Below are 15,961 nucleotides of genomic sequence, written 5' to 3' on the forward strand. Positions count from 1 at the left end.
GGGTGCCGCCTAGAACGGGATGTCGTCGTCGGAGGAGCCGGAGCCGACCACCGCGAACGGATCGGCGGCCTGCGTGATCGACCGTAGCGTCTCCGAGGGCGCGCGGCCCGCCTCCGAGACCCGGGTGGCCCACGCCGGGAACGGGAACTCCAGGCAGAGCGGCACCGGGATGTCGGGCTGGTTGACGAACATCGTGCCCGGCTTGGCCAGCAGCGCCCGCTGCCGCTGGGCGGGCGGCAGGAAGCCGTACTCCGGGCGGGACGCCTCGGCCGGGTCGAGCCGGCCCACCACCCGGATCGCCGAGTTGGTGACGATCCGCCGTTCCACCTCGCTCGCGGTCTGCTGCGCGCCGACCAGGATCACACCCAGCGAACGGCCCCGCTCGGCGATGTCGAGCAGCACCTCCTTGATCGGCGACGAGCCCTCCCGCGGCGCGTACTTGTTCAGCTCGTCGAGCACGACGAACAGCAGCGGCTTGGCGGTGCCGGCCTTCTCCTTGCGCTCGAACTCGCTCTTGAGCGTCACACCGACCACGAACCGCTGCGCGCGATCCGGCAGGTTGTGCAGGTCGACCACAGTCACCTGGGCGCTCTCCGCCGTGTTGATCGAGTGCGGGCGGCGGGTCGCCAGGTCGCCCCGGATCAGCCGGCCCAGGTCCTTCTTGCTGCCGATCAGCCGCCGGGCGAACGCGTTGACGGTGCCCAGCCCGACCGCGCTGCCGGCCCACTCGCCGCGCGTCTCGTCGTCGTTGAGCTGCTCGACCACGTGGTCGACCAGATCCGCGTACGAGCCGAGCCGCACCCCGTCGATGCTCACCCCGCCGTCGGCCGGCTGGGCGTAGCGGGCCAGGTGCGCGGCCACCGAGTGGACCACCATCGTGTACTGCTGGCGCTCGTCGTCGGCGTCGGCGAACACGTACGGCAGGAGCCGGTCGGCGCAGAACTCGGTCAGCGTCCAGTAGAAGCTGTCCACGCCGGTGAGCCGGCTGCTCACATCCGGCGTGCCGGAGGAGTCACCGACGCGCGGCGGGGCGTACACCCGCACGTCCGGGAACGCCCCGGCATCAAGGCCCAGCTTCGCGTACGACGCCCGGGTCGGGTCGTCGAGCCGGCTGTTCGGGTGGTCGAGGAAGAGCAGGTCCTCGCCCTTCACGTTGAAGATCAGCGCCTTGGCGTTCACCGCGTCGCCGCCCAGCACACCGGAGCGGAACACCGAGTAGAGCAGGAACGTGGCGAAGCTCGTCTTGGTGGCGACACCGGAGATGCCGGAGATCGACACGTGCGCGCCCCGGGTGCCGTCGAGGAAGTCGGCGTTGAGGTAGACCGGCACGCCGTCGCGGCCCATCCCCATCGGGATCCGCCGCTCCATCCGGTCGAAGTGCAGCGCCCGCGCCCGCGCGTCCCCCTCGGCCCGGTGCACCACCGCGCCCGGCGTGGGCGGCACGTAGAACTCCGGGTCGACCCGCGTGGTGGTCACCTCGGCCGCCTCCTGCACCTGCGCCGGCAGCGTGCCGTCGGCGATGGCGAAGACGTCGGAGTCGAACTGCGCGCCCTCGTGCCGGGCGCGCACCTGGGTCACCACCCCGGCGATCGTCACCGGCTCACGGTCGGGCAGGTCGCGGCGGGTCACCACCACGTCGTCGAGTTGCAGGTAGCTGCCCGGCGCGACGGCGGTCCAGAAGGTGAGCGGGGTGGCGTCGGCGGTGCCGAGCACCCGGCCGACACCCTCGCCGGGCCCGTCGAGCTGATCGTCGGTCATCGGCGGTCTCCGGTCGGCTGGTCGTACCGTTGGCGGTGCACGTCGTGCATCCTGCCCGAGGGATGCGACAGGTTGCCACGCGACGCGGCGGACGCCACGCCACCCGTGCGCCGAACGGTAGCCCCCCGAATCCGCCCGACCACGATGCGTGCCTTTCCTCCCCGTTCGCCCTCCGCCGCCCCGCCCGCAGCCCGCCGCCCGCCGCTGCGGGGCCGTCTGCCGCGCCGGCGCCGCAGGCTCCCGGGCGGCCCGCCCGACGACCGCCAGCGATGCCGTCGGGCGGCCGAGCTGCTGTCCGGCGCGGCGTGGCGCGTGGCGCGAGATGGTCAGGCGGCGGGGGCGGAACCGGCGGGCGGGGTCTCGGCGGGGTCGCGGGCGTAGCGCAGCATCAGCACGCCGTCGCCGGCGGCCAGCACGTGCCGCAGCGGCAGATGACGCGGGACGCTGGTGTCCCCGGCGGTGATCCGGCCCGGACCGGCGCCGGCGAGCAGCGGCGCCACGGTCAGGCACAGTTCGTCGACCAGGTCGGCTGCGGTGAGCGCGCCGAACAGGTGCGGGCCGCCCTCGCAGAGCAGTTGGTCGAGCCCGCGCCGGCGCAGCTTGGCCAGCCCGGCGGCGAGATCGACCCGGTCGGTGCCGCAGCGGACCACGTCGGCTACGGCGGTGAGTCCGGGCGGCGGTACGGCGTCGGCGTGGGTGAGCACGATCGGCCGGACCGGGGCGTCGGCAAAGGCGGCCTGCGCCGGGTCGAGGTCGAGCGAGCCGGAGACGACCACCAGCGTCGGGTACTCGGCCAGTCCGTGCTCGCGCCGCCAGGCCCGGCGCTCCGGGCTCAGCCGGACCGCTCGGTAGCCCTCGTGCCGCAGCGTGCCGGCGGCCACCACGAGACCGTCGCAGAGCATCCGCAGCAGGCCGAAGACCCGCTTGTCCGGCTCGCCGGACAGCCCGGCCGAGTATCCGTCCAGTGTGACCGCCCCGTCGGCGCTGGCGACGAAGTTGACCCGCAGGTGCGGGCGGGCCGTGCGGCCGTAGATCGCGGTGAGCTGCGGATCGGTCAGCGCACCGGTGACGGGTGCGGGCCAGATCCGTTCGATCGGGGTTCCGACGGTCATTCGCCGGCCGGACCGGTGACCGGAGGGGTGGGTTCGGGGGTACGGTGCTGGCAGTCGCACCACTTCCGGCCAGGACAGTCGTCGTGCCGCCGTTCCCGGCAGGCTCGGCAGATCATGCAGGCAGCCTATGCCCAGGAAGGATGGGACGTCGTGTCGCGTCAGATCTTCCAGCTCATGGTGTCGCTGGCCGGCGTCCGGCCGCCGGTGTGGCGGCGGGTGCTGGTGCCCGGCGGCTACACGCTGGACCGGCTGCACCGGGTGATCCAGCACGCGATGGGCTGGCGCGACTGTCACCTGCACTCGTTCGACGTCGACGGCCGGCAGTACGGCGAGCCCGACCCGGACGGCGAACTGGCGCTGCGCGACGAGCTGGACGTCCGGCTGGACGCGCTCGTGGGCAAGGGCGACCGCTTCCGCTACACGTACGACTTCGGTGACTGGTGGGAGCACGACCTGGTGGTGGAGGACTGCTGCGCCGCCGACCCGGACGAGCGCTACCCGCTCTGCCTGGACGGGGAGCGGGCCTGCCCGCCGGAGGACGTGGGCGGCCCGGGCGGGTACGCGGTCCTGCTGGCCGCGCTCGCCGACCCGGCGCATCCGGAGCACCGGACCATGCGCGAGTGGGCCGGCCCGGCGTTCGATCCGGCCGTGTTCGACCCGGACCGCGCCACCGTCCTGCTGCGCCGCTGCTGCTGACCTGAGCCCTCGCGCCGCCGACCGCGCGACCACTGCACCGCCGGCCGCGCGACCCGCCGCGCGCCACCGCCGCACCGCTGACCGCGCGGCCCCGCGCAGGGGCCGCGCGCCGACGCGGTAACGAAATGGGAACGCTCCCAACGGTCTATTGACACCCCTGTCACCTCCCGGCAACCTCATGGGAGCGCTCCCGAGAGTGGTGCGGATCTCCCTCCTGCCCGCTCCGGCCCGCGCGAAACGCACCCCCCACCACACAGCAGATATCGCCTCACCACCGAAAGAGGGGTCTCGGATGAGCGTCCCAATCCGTCGTCGGCGGTTCGCGGCCATCGCGCTCGCGTCCGTCGTCGTGCTCGGCACCACCGCCGCCTGCGGCGACGACTCGGACAGCGGCGACAGCGGCAGCGGCGGCGGCCCGGTCACGCTGGTCGTCGACGTCTTCGGCGACCAGGGCTTCGGCTACGAAGAGCTGTACAAGCAGTACGAAGCGGAGCACCCGAACGTCAAGATCCAGGAGCGGGGCAAGGGCCTCGGCCTCGGTGACTACAACACCCGCCTCACGCAGCAGATCACCGCGGGCTCGGGCGCCGGCGACGTGGTGGCCCTGGAAGAGGGCACGATCGTCCAGTTCTACGCCCAGGCCGACAAGTTCGTGAACCTCGCCGACCACGGCGCGAACGACCTCAAGGGCAACTTCCTGCCGTGGAAGTGGGAGCAGGGCACCACCCCCGACGGCAAGGTGCTGGGCCTCGGCACCGACGTCGGCTCGATGGCGCTGTGCTACCGCAGCGACCTGTTCAAGGCCGCCGGGCTGCCCACCGACCGCGAGCAGGTCGGCGCGCTCTGGCCGACCTGGGACGAGTTCATCGCCACCGGCCAGAAGTTCGCCGCCGCCGACAAGAAGCACAAGTTCGTGGACTCGGCGACCAACTTCTACAACGTCGTGCTGATGCAGATCGCGGGCCAGGGCACCGGCTACACCTACTACGACAAGAGCAACAAGCTGGTCATCGACCAGAACCCGGACGTGCAGGCCGCTTACCAGCTCACCACCAAGATGATCGCCGCGGGGCTGTCCAACAACCTCCAGTCGTTCTCCAACGAGTGGAACGCCGGCTTCAAGAACGGCACCTTCGCCACCATCGCCTGCCCCGCCTGGATGACCGGTGTCATCAAGGGCCAGGCCGGTGACGCGGCGGCCGGCAAGTGGGACATCGCCAAGGCGCCGGGCGCCGGTGGCAACTGGGGCGGCTCCTTCCTCGGCGTGCCGAAGTCGAGCAAGCACCAGAAGGAGGCCGCGGAGCTGGCCAAGTTCCTGACCAGCGCCAAGGGCCAGATCGGCGCGTACAAGGCGGTCGGCAACCTGCCCTCGAACCCGCAGGCGCTCACCGACCCGGCCGTGGCCGACTCGACCAACGACTACTTCAGCAAGGCCCCGGTCGGCAAGATCTTCGCCGCCGGCGCCACCGACCTGAAGCCGGTCTACCTCGGCCCGAAGAACAACGCGGTCCGCACCGCCGTGGAGAACACGCTGCGCGCCGTGGAGCAGGGCAAGTCGGCCGACGAGCAGTGGCAGGCGGCCCTGAAGAACGGTGCGGCCGCCGGTAAGTGACCGGTTGAGCCGCCCGCGGGTGGCGTCGGCAGCCCCGGCTGCCGGCGCCACCCGCGGTGCCCGCAGAGTCCGGCGTCGCCCGTGTGGCGGGTGACGCCGGCCGAGGAGAAGGACCCCCCATGAGCCTCGACCTGCACGCCGCGGCGCCGCCCGAGCCCGGCGCGCCGCGCGCCGCACGGCACACACGCCGCCGCGCCGCCTCGATGACCCGGCTGGACCTGAAGTACTCGCCGTACCTGTACGTCCTGCCGTTCTTCGTGATCTTCGCCGTGTTCGGCGTGTACCCGATCGCGTACACGGTCTGGATCGCGCTGACCGACCGGTCGCCGCTGAACTCGACGATCTCCTTCGTCGGGATGGACAACTTCGTCGAACTGATCACCGAGGATCCGCAGTTCTGGAACGCGGTGGTCAACACGTTCGGCATGTTCCTGCTCTCCACAGTGCCCCAGCTGCTGCTGGCACTGATGCTCGCCAACGCGCTGAACCGGAAGCTGCGCGCGCAGACGTTCTTCCGGATGGCCATCGCGATGCCGATCATCACCTCGACCGCTGTGGTCGCGCTGATCTTCTCGATGATCTACGCCAAGGACTTCGGCCTGGTCAACTGGCTGCTCGACAGCGTCGGCCTGGACCCGATCGACTGGCGGGCGAACCGCTTCGCCTCCTGGTTCGCCATCTCCACCATGGTCGACTGGCGCTGGGTCGGCTACAACGCGCTGATCTACCTGGCCGCCATGCAGTCGATCAGCAAGGACATGTACGAGGCCGCGGCGCTGGACGGCGCCTCCCGGCGGCGCCAGTTCTGGTCCATCACGGTCCCGCAGCTGCGCCCCACGATCATCTTCACGCTGATCATCTCCACCATCGGCGGCCTCCAGCTGTTCACCGAGCCCCTGCTGTTCACCAGCGGCTCGGGCGGTCTCTCCGGTGGTTCGGAGGGCCAGTTCCAGACCATCACGATGTACCTGCTCGACGTGATGAACCAGCGCTTCCGGTGGGGCTACGCCGGGGCGGTCGCGCTCGTGCTCTTCGTGCTCATCGCGTTGATGTCGGCGATCAACTACCTGCTCGCCCGCCGCATCAGCTCCGACAAGTGAGGTGACGAGATGACGACCACCGCCGTCCGCCCGCCCACCCGGCAGAGTCCGCCGGTCAAGACCGCCCATCGGGCCGAGCGGCTCTGGAAGGCCAGCCCGCTCACCATGATCGGCCTGATCTTCGGCGTGCTGCTGTCCCTGTTCCCGTTCTACTGGATGATCGTGATCGCCAGCCGGACGAACGACGCGGCCAACTCCTGGCCGCCGCCGTTCCTGCCCGGCGGCAAGCTCGGGGAGAACATCGAGCGGGTGCTCGCCAACAGCGACGCCAACATCGTCAAGGGCCTGATGAACTCGTTCCTGGTCTCCGGGACGATCACCGTCGCGACGGTGTTCTTCGGCTCGCTGGCCGGCTTCGCGTTCGCCAAGCTGCGCTTCCGGGGCAAGAACGCGCTGCTGCTGATCATCCTCACCTCGATGATGGTGCCGATCCAGCTCGGCGTGCTGCCGCTGTACATCCTGATGGCCAAGCTCGACTGGCTGAACACGATGCCGTCGGTGACCGTTCCGTTCCTGATCGGCGGCTTCGGCATCTTCATGATGCGCCAGTACGCCGAGCAGGCGGTACCGAACGAGTTGATCGAGGCCGCCCGGGTGGACGGCTGCTCCACCTGGCGGGTGTACTGGCACGTGGTGGCACCCGCGCTGCGTCCGGCCGCCGCCGTGCTGGGTCTGCTGACCTTCATGGAGCAGTGGAACCAGTTCTTCTGGCCGTTCGTGGTGCTGGCGGACCCGTCCAACCCGACCGTCCAGATCTCGCTGCGCAGCCTCAACACCGCCTACTTCGCCGACAACTCGCAGATCTTCGCCGGTACGTTGATCGCGACCCTGCCCCTGTTCGTCGTGTTCGTTCTGTTCGGCCGCCAGATCATCGGCGGCATCATGGAAGGCGCCGTCAAGTCGTGAGCAACCCAGCAAGCCCGCCCGCCGTCGGCGTCCTCGACGCCGGTCCGGCCCTCACCTTCCCGCCCGGCTTCCTCTGGGGCGCGGCCACCGCCGCGTACCAGATCGAGGGCGGGGCGACGGAGGGCGGCCGTACCCCGTCGATCTGGGACACCTTCAGCCACACCGAGGGCCGGACGGTGGCCGGGCACACCGGCGACGTGGCGTGCGACCACTACCACCGGATGCCGGACGACGTGCGGCTGATGGCCGACCTGGGCCTGCGGTCGTACCGCTTCTCGGTGAGCTGGCCGCGGGTGCAGCCGGGCGGCACCGGCGGGGTCAACCAGGAGGGCATGGACTTCTACCGCCGGCTGGTCGACGAGCTGCTCGGCCACGGCATCGAGCCGTGGCTGACGCTCTACCACTGGGACATGCCGCAGCCGCTGGAGGACGCGGGCGGCTGGCCGGCCCGGGACACCGCGGCCCGCTTCGCCGAGTACGCCCACCTGGTCGCCGAGGCGCTGGGTGACCGGGTGAAGTACTTCACCACGCTGAACGAGCCGTGGTGCTCGGCGTTCCTCGGTTACGGCTCCGGCGTGCACGCGCCGGGCCGCTCCGACGGCGCGGACGCGGTCCGGGCCGGGCACCACCTGATGCTCGGTCACGGCCTGGCCGTGCAGGCGGTACGCGCGGCCCGCCCGGAGGCGCAGCTCGGCATCACCGTCAACCTGTACCCGGTGACCCCGGCGAGCGGGTCGGCGGCGGACGCCGACGCGGCCCGGCGGATCGACGCGCTGGCGAACCGGTTCTTCCTGGACCCGGTGCTGCGCGGGTCGTACCCGGCGGACCTCGTCGCGGACCTGCGTCAGGTCACCGACATGGGGCACGTGCGCGACGGTGACCTGGCGACCATCTCCACGCCGCTGGACATGGTCGGGGTCAACTACTACAGCCGGCACGTGGTGGCCGCGCCGGTCGAGGGCGCGGAGCCGGAGCCCTACTGGCGGGCGCCGTCCTGCTGGCCGGGCAGCGAGGACGTCCGGTTCGTCACCCGGGGTGTCCCGGTGACGGACATGGACTGGGAGATCGACGCCCCGGGCCTGGTGGAGACGCTGGAGCGGGTCCACCGGGAGTACACCGACCTGCCGCTCTACGTCACCGAGAACGGCTCGGCGTTCGTCGACGAGCTGGTCGACGGCCGGGTGGACGACCCGGACCGGCTGGCCTACTTCTCCGCGCACCTGCGCGCGGCGCACGCCGCGATCGAGGCCGGTGTGCCGCTCAAGGGCTACTTCGCCTGGTCGCTCCTGGACAACTTCGAGTGGGCCTGGGGCTACACGAAGCGGTTCGGCATGGTCTATGTCGACTACGACAGCCAGGCCCGGATCGCGAAGTCCAGCGCCAGGTGGTACGCCGACGTGATCCGACGCAACGGACTGCCCGCACAATAAGCTGGGCCAGCCAGTAACGGGCGGCCCGGCGCCGACGCCTCAATCGGTGCCGGGTCCGCCCGACCGTCGGAGGAGCACAACGATGACAACGCAGCGCACCCGCTCGCTCGGGCGTCCGACCCTCGACGCGGTCGCGGCTCGCGCCGGCGTCGGGCGCGGCACGGTCTCCCGCGTGGTCAACGGCTCGCCGCAGGTCAGCCCGGAGGCCCGGGCCGCCGTCCAGCAGGCCATCGCCGAACTGGGGTACGTGCCGAACCGCGCCGCCCGTGCGCTGGTCACCCAGCGGACCGACTCGGTGGCTCTGGTCGTGTCCGAGTCGGGGGAGCGGGTCTTCACCGAGCCGTTCTTCGCGGCCATCGTCCGGGGCGTCAGCTCCGGGCTGGTGGAGACGCCGATGCAGCTCTGGCTGGCCATGGTGCAGTCGCCGATCGAGCGGGAACGGGTCGAGCACCACCTGACCAACCAGCACGTGGACGGCGTACTCCTGCTGTCGCTGCACGACGCCGATCCGCTGCCCACGCTGCTGGAGGAGCGCGGCCTGCCGACCGTGCTCGGCGGCCGTCCGGCGCGGATGCTGCACCCGAACGCGCAGCCGGCGTGGTTCGTCGACATGGACAACGTCGGCGGCGCGCGGCAGGCGGTGGAACACCTGTTCCGCCAGGGCCGCCGGCGGGTCGCGACCATCGCGGGCCCGCAGGACATGGGCGCCGGCCTGGCCCGGCTCTCCGGCTACCAGGAGGCCGTGCGCGCGTCCGGCAGCCGGGTGGATCCGGGCCTGATCGCGTACGGGGACTTCAGCGAAGGCAGCGGCACCGCGGCCATGCGCCGGCTGCTCGACGTCTGCCCGGAGCTGGACGCCGTGTTCGTGGCCTCCGACCTGATGGCGTTCGGCGCGCTGCGCGCGTTGCGCGAGGCCGGCCGCCGGGTGCCGGAGGACGTGGCGGTGATCGGCTTCGACGACGCCCCGATCGCGCGTCAGGCCGAGCCGCCGCTGACCACCGTGTTCCAGCCGGTGGAGGAGATGGGCCGGCAGATGGCCCGGCTGCTGGTGTCCCGCATCCGGGGCGAGGAGGTCCCCTCCCCGCACGTGCTGCTGGACACCGAGCTGATCCACCGGGCCTCCGCCTGACCCGGCCGGGCGGCGGGGGCCCGGTCAGGACCAGCGGCGCAGCTCGCGGCGGGCCAGCGACGCGCGGTGGACCTCGTCGGGGCCGTCGGCCAGGCGCAGCGTGCGGGCCTGCGCCCACAGCTCGGCCAGCGGGGTGTCCTGGCTGACCCCGGCCCCGCCGTACGCCTGGATGGCCTTGTCGATCACCCACTCGGCCATCAGCGGCGTAGCGATCTTGATGGCCTGGATCTCGGTGTGCGCGCCCTTGTTGCCGACCGTGTCCATCAGCCACGCGGTCTTGAGCACCAGCAGGCGGGCCTGCTCGATCCGGACCCGCGACTCGGCGATCCACTCGCGGACCACGCCCTGCTCGGCGAGCGGGCGGCCGAACGCGACCCGGTCGAGCACGCGCCGGCAGAGCAGCTCCAGGGCCCGCTCGGCCATGCCGACCAGGCGCATGCAGTGGTGGATCCGGCCGGGGCCGAGCCGGGCCTGGGCGATGGCGAACCCGGTGCCCTCCTCGCCGACCAGGTTGTCCACCGGCACCCGGACGTCGGCGAAGTCGATCTCGGCGTGCCCGCCGTGCGGGGCGTCGCTGTAGCCGAAGACCCGCATCCCGCGGCGTACCGTCACGCCGGGGGTGTCCCGGGGGACCAGGATCATGCTCTGCTGGCGGTGCCGGTCGGCGTCCGGGTCGGTCTTGCCCATCACGATGAAGATCTCGCAGCGCGGGTCCATCGCCCCGGACGACCACCACTTGCGGCCGTTGATCACGTAGTGGTCGCCGTCGCGGGTGATGCGGGTGGCGATGTTCGTCGCGTCCGAGGACGCCACCTCCGGCTCGGTCATGCAGAACGCGGACCGGATCTCACCGGCCAGCAGCGGCATGAGCCACTGCTTGCGCTGCTCCTCCGAGCCGAACTCGGCCAGCAGCTCCATGTTGCCGGTGTCCGGCGCGGCGCAGTTGAGCGCCTCCGGGGCCAGGTGCGGGCTGCGGCCGGTCAGCTCGGCCAGCGGCGCGTACTGGAGGTTGGTCAGGCCGGCGCCGTAGCGGGCGTCGGGCAGGAACAGGTTCCACAGCCCGCGCTCCCGCGCCTGCGCCTTCAGCTCCGCCATCACCGGCGGGCGGGCCCACGGGTCGCCGGCGGCGGCCACCTGCTCGTGGTGCACCGGCTCGGCCGGGTACACGCACTCGGTGAGGAACGCCTCCAGCCGCTGCCGCAGCTCGACCGTCCGGTCGTCGTACGCGAACTCCATCTAGCTCTCCCTCACCGCGTGCAGCCCGTGTGCCACGAGCGGCGCCACCATGTCGCCGATCCGGTCGAAGCCCTCGCCCAGCGTCTGGCCGAGCGTGTGCCGGTAGTGGATGCCCTCGCAGATCACCGCGAGCTTGAAACAGCCGAGTGCCACGTGCCAGTGCAGCGGGCCGACGTCGACGTCGCTGCGCCCGGCGTACCGCTCGATCAGTTCGGCGCCGGTGGGGAAGCCGGCGCGCGGCCCGATGCCGTCGGCCACCGGGTTGCCCTCGCCGTGGTCGCTGTCGCCGAGCACGTCCCAGTACGTCAGCAGCAGCCCGAGGTCGGCCAGCGGGTCGCCGAGCGTGGCCATCTCCCAGTCGAGCACCGCCCGCACCGCCACCGGGTCGACGGTGGCGAGGAGGTTGTCCAGCCGGTAGTCGCCGTGCACGATCCGGCCCGCGTTCGCGCCCTCGGGCACGCTGGCGGCCAGCGCGTCGCGTAGCTCGTCGATGCCGGGCAGCGGCCGGCTGCGGGACCGGTCGAGCTGGCCGGCCCAGCGGCGTACCTGCCGGGCCAGGTAGCCCTCCGGACGGCCGAAGTCGGCCAGCCCCACCTCGGCCGGCTCGACCCGGTGCAGCGTGGCGAGCGTGTCCATCATCGCCATGGCGAGGTCGCGCCGCTGGCCGGAGGTGAGCGCGTCGGTCTGCTCCCGCCGCCGGTAGACCTCGCCGTCGACCTTCGCCATCAGGTAGAACGGCGCGCCGATGACGCTCTCGTCGGCGCACAGCAGCAGCGCCTCCGGCACCGGTACGCCGGTCGGCGCGAGCGCCGAGATCACCCGGTGCTCGCGGGCCATGTCGTGCGCGGTGGCCAGCACGTGCCCCAGGGGCGGCCGGCGCAGCACGACCTCGCGGTCACCGGCGCGCAGCAGGTAGGTGAGGTTGGACTTGCCGCCGGCGATCAGCCGCGCCGACAGCGGCCCGCTCAGGTCCGGCCGGTGGACGGCCAGGTGGGCGGCGAGCCGGTCGAGGTCGAGCCCGCGCGGGGCCGGACCGGTCGAGGGCGCGGCGACATCGGCGGCCGGGTCGGTCATCCGATTAGTTGATGGCAGCTCAGCTTTGTTGTCAAGGTCGGGTTTTCCCGGCGGGACATGCCCTTGCAACAGGGGCGAAATGGTCAACCGGCAGGCTGGGCCCCAGCCTGCCGGCCGCTCGGCCGGCCCGCCGAGCGGAGGGGATCAGACATGCTGCTGAGAGTTCGGGTGACCCTGCCGGACCGTCCGGGCACGCTCGGCCAGGTGGCCCGGACACTCGGTGTCTCCGGCGCGGACATCGTGCAGGTGGTGGTGCTGGAACGGCTCGGCGGCCGGGCGGTGGACGACTTCACTGTGGTCTGGCCGGGTGCGGCGCGGGTGGAGCGGATGCTCGCCGGGCTGGCCGCGATCCCCGGCGTCCGGGTGGACGGCGTGTGGCGGGCGATCGGCGCGCCCACCACCACCGGTCAGGACGCCGAACTGCTCGCCCAGGTGGCGGCGAACCCGGTCGACGGGGTGGCCACGCTCGTCGACGCGGTGCCGGGGCTGCTCGCCGCGGACTGGGCGGTGGCCGCCGTCGTACCCCTGGACTGGGCCTCGCGCAGCGGTGAGGCCGGCGTCGCCGCGATCGGGCACGCGAGCTGGCGGGCGCCGGTGCCGCCGCGGCTGCCGGAGGTGACCCCGCTGCGGGCGCGCGCCATGACCAGCCCGGACGGGCACCACTACGCGGTGGCGCCGTTCGGCCGGGCCGGGCTGGTGCTCGTGGTCGCCCGCGACCACAGCGAGCCGCTCGCCGCCGCCGGGTTCCACTCCACCGAGGTGGACCGGCTCGCGCAGCTCGTCCGCGCCAGCGCGGTGATCCTCGGCGACCGGCTCGACCTGGTCGGCGCGCCACCAGTGACCACCGTCACCTGACCGGAGGGCCCGCGTCACCCCGGGGCAACGGGCCCGCAACAGGCGCACGGCATGGTCGGTGCCGAGGAAGGGAGACAACCATGGCGCTGTGGCGGATCCGAGCCACCGTGGACGACCGGCCGGGCTACCTGTCGGTGCTCACGGCGAGCCTCGCGTTGCGCGGGGTCAACATCCTCAGCGTGCAGGTGCACACCACCGAAGCCGGCGCTGTCGACGACTTCCTGGTCGACGCGCCCGAGCAGGTGACCGAGGCGGAGCTGCGGGCCGCCGTGGAACGGGGCCGGGGCCGGGACTGCTGGGTCGCGCGCAGCGGGGCACGCGGGCTGGCCGACGAGCCGACCCGGCTGCTCGGGCTCGCCGGGCGGCTGGTGCGTGACCCGGAGGCGACCGGCGAGGTGCTGCGCACGCTGCTCGGCGCCGACACGGTGACCTGGCGTCCGACGCCCGCCGCCGCGCCGGGCGGGGTGGGCGGCACCACGATGGTGCTCGCCGACCCGGCCGGCGGCGCCCACGAACTGCACCGCCGGGAGCCCAGCTTCACCCCGGCCGAGTACGCCCGCGCGCAGGCCCTTGTCGAGCTGGCCGCGACGCTGGCCCGCCGGGACGCCGACCGGATCACCCTGGTGCTGCCGGACGGCGGCGAGGTGTCGGTGCGGGCCGCGACCGCCGAGGACGTCCCCGGCGTACGCGACCTGCACGCCGCCTGCTCGGCGCGCAGCCGGCAGCGGCGCTACCTGAGCGGTGCGGCGGACCCGTCGCCGGCCCGGCTGCGCCGGCTGCTGGAACCGGCGCGGGGCGTGACGCTGCTCGCCACGGCGGGCTCCGGCGGGGCGGCGGAGCCGGTCGTGGCGATGGCGAACCTGCTCGGCGAGGGCGACGAGGCCGAGGCGGCGCTGCTGGTCCGCGACGACTGGCAGCGGCGGGGTCTCGGCTCGGCGCTGCTGCGCCGCCTGGTCGGCCACGCCGACCGGGCCGGCTACGCCGCCGTGCTGCTGCACGTGCAGTCCGAGAACACGCCGATGCTGCGGACGCTGCGCCGGCTGGACCGGCCGGTGGCGATGGAACGCGACGGCGGCGTGCTGACCGCGACGCTGCCGCTGGCCGCACGGCCGGTGGCCGAGCCGGCCGCGCGGGCCGAGGTGACGGTGCCCGCGCAGCGGTCGAGTTGAGCTGACGGCCGACCGGCCGGACCCCGGAGGTGCGCCGCAACGGCGCGGCACACCCGAGGGGCACGACCGGACGGCCGGAACCGGCGCGGTCACGCGCCACAGGGGCCGACCTCCGATACGGAGGACGGTGACACGGCGGGGCTCCCGATGCGGGGGCCCCGCCCGTCTGTGCGCGATCAGGTGGCCGGGTAGCTGCTGTAGTCGGGGAAGTTGCCGTAGAGCCGGCCGTCACCGCCCACTGTGACCGCCTGCACGAGCAGGTCGCCGCCGACGAACGCGCCCTTCCAGGACGCGCCCCGGCCGCCGAACGGCTCGTCCCGGTCGCCCCGGGACCGCGGCTTGTTGATGCCCACCTTGAACGCCTGGAGGTCCACCGCCAGCTTGCCGGCCAGTTCCTCGTCGTCGCAGGCGAGCGACGCGACGAGCGCGCCGTTCGAGGCGTTCATCTGGGCCAGCAGCTCGTCGGTGGTGTCCACCACGACGATCGTGTCCACCGGGCCGAACGGCTCGGCGTGCATGAGGCGGGACCGGCCGGGCGGGGCCAGCAGCACGGCCGGTGCGACGTACGGGGACGTGTCCTGCCCGTCGAGGAACGGCGCGCCGTCGAGCTTGCCGCGGTGCAGCGGCACGGCGCCGCCGCGTACCGCCTCGTCGACCTTGCGCCGCAGCTCGTCGGCCTTGGCGGCGCTGATCAGCGGCCCGAAGTCCAGCTCGGGCAGCGGGTCGCCGGCCGCCCAGTCGTCGCCGACGGCGAGCGGGTGCCCGAACCGGATCGAGCGGACCACGGGCAGGTACATGTCGAGGAACTCGTCGACCAGGTCGCGCTGGACCACGAACCGGGGGTACGCGGTGCAGCGCTGCTTGCCGTACTCGAAGCCCTTGCGCAGGTGCGCGGCGAGCGAGTCCCACTGGGAGAAGTCCCAGATGCCCCAGGCGTTCAGTCCCTCCTGCTCGATGAAGTGCCGCTTGTCGCAGTCGAGCAGCGCGGCGGCGACCTTGCCGCCGTTGGAGCGCCCGCCGACGAACGCGACCGCGCCGATCTCCGGCGCGCGGACGAGCACCTCGGACAGTTCCTCGCCGCTGCCGGACAGCAGCGTGGCGGGCAGGCCGGCGCGGCGCATCAGCGCGTGCGCGACGGTGAGGCAGACCGCGCCGCCCTGCGACGGCGTCTTGGCGATCACCGCGTTGCCGGCGAGCAACTGCACCAGCTCGGCGTGCACGAGCACGCTCATCGGGTAGTTCCAGGAGGCGATGTTGCTGACCGGGCCGGGCAGCGGTTCCCGGCCGTCGGCGAGCATCCGCTCGATCTCCTGCGTGTACCAGCGCACGCCGTCCAGCGCGCGGTCCACGTCGGCGCAGGCCAGGCGCCACGGCTTGCCGATCTCCCAGACCAGCAGCAGGGCGAGCAGGTCGCGGTGTGCGGTGAGCGCGTCCAGGGCGTCGGTGACCCGGGCGACGCGCTCGGTCAGCGGGGTCCGTGCCCACTCCCGGTGCGCGCCGGCGGCGTGGGCGACGGCGGCGCGGGCCGTCTCGGCGTCGAGCCGGGCGAGGTTCACCAGCACGGTGTTGTCCACCGGGGTCCGTACGGCGGTGGGCGTGCCGAACGCGCGCCAGTCGCCCTGGACGAGGTTGTGCAGCGTCGTGGTGCCGTCGGGGCCGGTGCCGAACGCCTCGGGCGTGGCGGCCACCGCCCGGGCGAGGGTGTCGGACCAGGAGGTGCCCTCGGCGAGTCGTAGAGCCATCGCGATCTCCTCAGTGTCGTCCGGGGAGCGGCGGCGTCGATGGCACCGCAGGTGAGGCGTACTGTCCCGCGGGCCGAAGCGGCCGGGCAACCGTACGCTCGTATGCCAGGACGGCCGCGCCGCCGACGGCGTCCTCGCGGCT

General features: G+C 72.9%; 13 protein-coding genes. 8 read left to right on the top strand and 5 right to left on the bottom strand.

Features of this window, described 5'->3' with window-relative positions:
- Positions 1–9: 9 nt before the first annotated feature.
- Complete coding sequence (locus tag CLT75_RS00655) at positions 10–1,758, bottom strand: ATP-binding protein (protein WP_135238995.1); 1,749 nt, start codon at positions 1,756–1,758, stop codon at positions 10–12.
- 326 nt (positions 1,759–2,084) lie between these two features.
- Positions 2,085–2,870, bottom strand: a complete 786-nt coding sequence (locus tag CLT75_RS00660) for a pyrimidine reductase family protein (RefSeq protein ID WP_135238996.1) — start codon at positions 2,868–2,870, stop codon at positions 2,085–2,087.
- A gap of 150 nt (positions 2,871–3,020) precedes the next feature.
- Here CLT75_RS00660 and CLT75_RS00665 point away from each other — a divergent pair, with 150 nt between their 5' ends.
- The 6 genes from CLT75_RS00665 to CLT75_RS00690 all read left to right on the top strand — a co-directional run bounded on the left by CLT75_RS00665 (position 3,021) and on the right by CLT75_RS00690 (position 9,743).
- Entirely contained in the window at positions 3,021–3,566 is a 546-nt protein-coding gene (locus CLT75_RS00665) for a plasmid pRiA4b ORF-3 family protein (protein ID WP_209310249.1), read from the top strand.
- A gap of 292 nt (positions 3,567–3,858) precedes the next feature.
- Positions 3,859–5,178, top strand: coding sequence for an ABC transporter substrate-binding protein (locus CLT75_RS00670; RefSeq protein WP_013284855.1), 1,320 nt, complete (start codon positions 3,859–3,861; stop codon positions 5,176–5,178).
- Between the two features lie 119 nt (positions 5,179–5,297).
- The gene (locus tag CLT75_RS00675) at positions 5,298–6,278 is read left to right on the top strand and encodes a carbohydrate ABC transporter permease (protein ID WP_013284856.1); all 981 of its coding nucleotides are present in this window, start codon (positions 5,298–5,300) and stop codon (positions 6,276–6,278) included.
- A 105-nt stretch (positions 6,279–6,383) separates the two neighbouring features.
- Complete coding sequence (locus tag CLT75_RS00680) at positions 6,384–7,184, top strand: carbohydrate ABC transporter permease (RefSeq protein WP_030274682.1); 801 nt, start codon at positions 6,384–6,386, stop codon at positions 7,182–7,184.
- Positions 7,181–8,614 carry a GH1 family beta-glucosidase gene (locus CLT75_RS00685; protein WP_135238998.1) on the top strand — a complete coding sequence of 478 codons (1,434 nt, stop codon included), beginning with the start codon at positions 7,181–7,183 and terminating at the stop codon, positions 8,612–8,614. The genes CLT75_RS00680 and CLT75_RS00685 overlap by 4 nt, the downstream gene beginning before the upstream one ends.
- 82 nt (positions 8,615–8,696) lie before the next feature.
- On the top strand, positions 8,697–9,743 hold the full coding sequence (locus CLT75_RS00690) for a LacI family DNA-binding transcriptional regulator (RefSeq protein WP_135238999.1): 1,047 nt from the start codon (positions 8,697–8,699) through the stop codon (positions 9,741–9,743).
- A gap of 24 nt (positions 9,744–9,767) precedes the next feature.
- On the opposite strand, the gene CLT75_RS00695 is transcribed toward CLT75_RS00690, so the two are convergent.
- Together CLT75_RS00695 and CLT75_RS00700 are read right to left on the bottom strand one after the other, a co-directional pair.
- The gene (locus CLT75_RS00695) at positions 9,768–10,979 is read right to left on the bottom strand and encodes an acyl-CoA dehydrogenase family protein (RefSeq protein WP_135239000.1); all 1,212 of its coding nucleotides are present in this window, start codon (positions 10,977–10,979) and stop codon (positions 9,768–9,770) included.
- Positions 10,980–12,053 (bottom strand): phosphotransferase family protein, encoded by a 1,074-nt coding sequence (locus CLT75_RS00700; RefSeq protein WP_135239001.1) that lies wholly within the window; start codon positions 12,051–12,053, stop codon positions 10,980–10,982.
- A gap of 150 nt (positions 12,054–12,203) precedes the next feature.
- On the opposite strand from CLT75_RS00700, the gene CLT75_RS00705 reads away from it, so the two are divergent.
- Positions 12,204–12,908 carry an ACT domain-containing protein gene (locus CLT75_RS00705; RefSeq protein ID WP_135239002.1) on the top strand — a complete coding sequence of 235 codons (705 nt, stop codon included), beginning with the start codon at positions 12,204–12,206 and terminating at the stop codon, positions 12,906–12,908.
- An 80-nt stretch (positions 12,909–12,988) separates the two neighbouring features.
- Positions 12,989–14,077 carry a GNAT family N-acetyltransferase gene (locus CLT75_RS00710; protein ID WP_135239003.1) on the top strand — a complete coding sequence of 363 codons (1,089 nt, stop codon included), beginning with the start codon at positions 12,989–12,991 and terminating at the stop codon, positions 14,075–14,077.
- A 176-nt stretch (positions 14,078–14,253) separates the two neighbouring features.
- Here CLT75_RS00710 and CLT75_RS00715 read toward each other — a convergent pair whose 3' ends face one another.
- Positions 14,254–15,819, bottom strand: a complete 1,566-nt coding sequence (locus CLT75_RS00715; protein ID WP_135239004.1) for an aldehyde dehydrogenase family protein — start codon at positions 15,817–15,819, stop codon at positions 14,254–14,256.
- Positions 15,820–15,961 lie beyond the last annotated feature (142 nt).

This window comes from Micromonospora sp. CNZ285 (assembly GCF_004637285.1).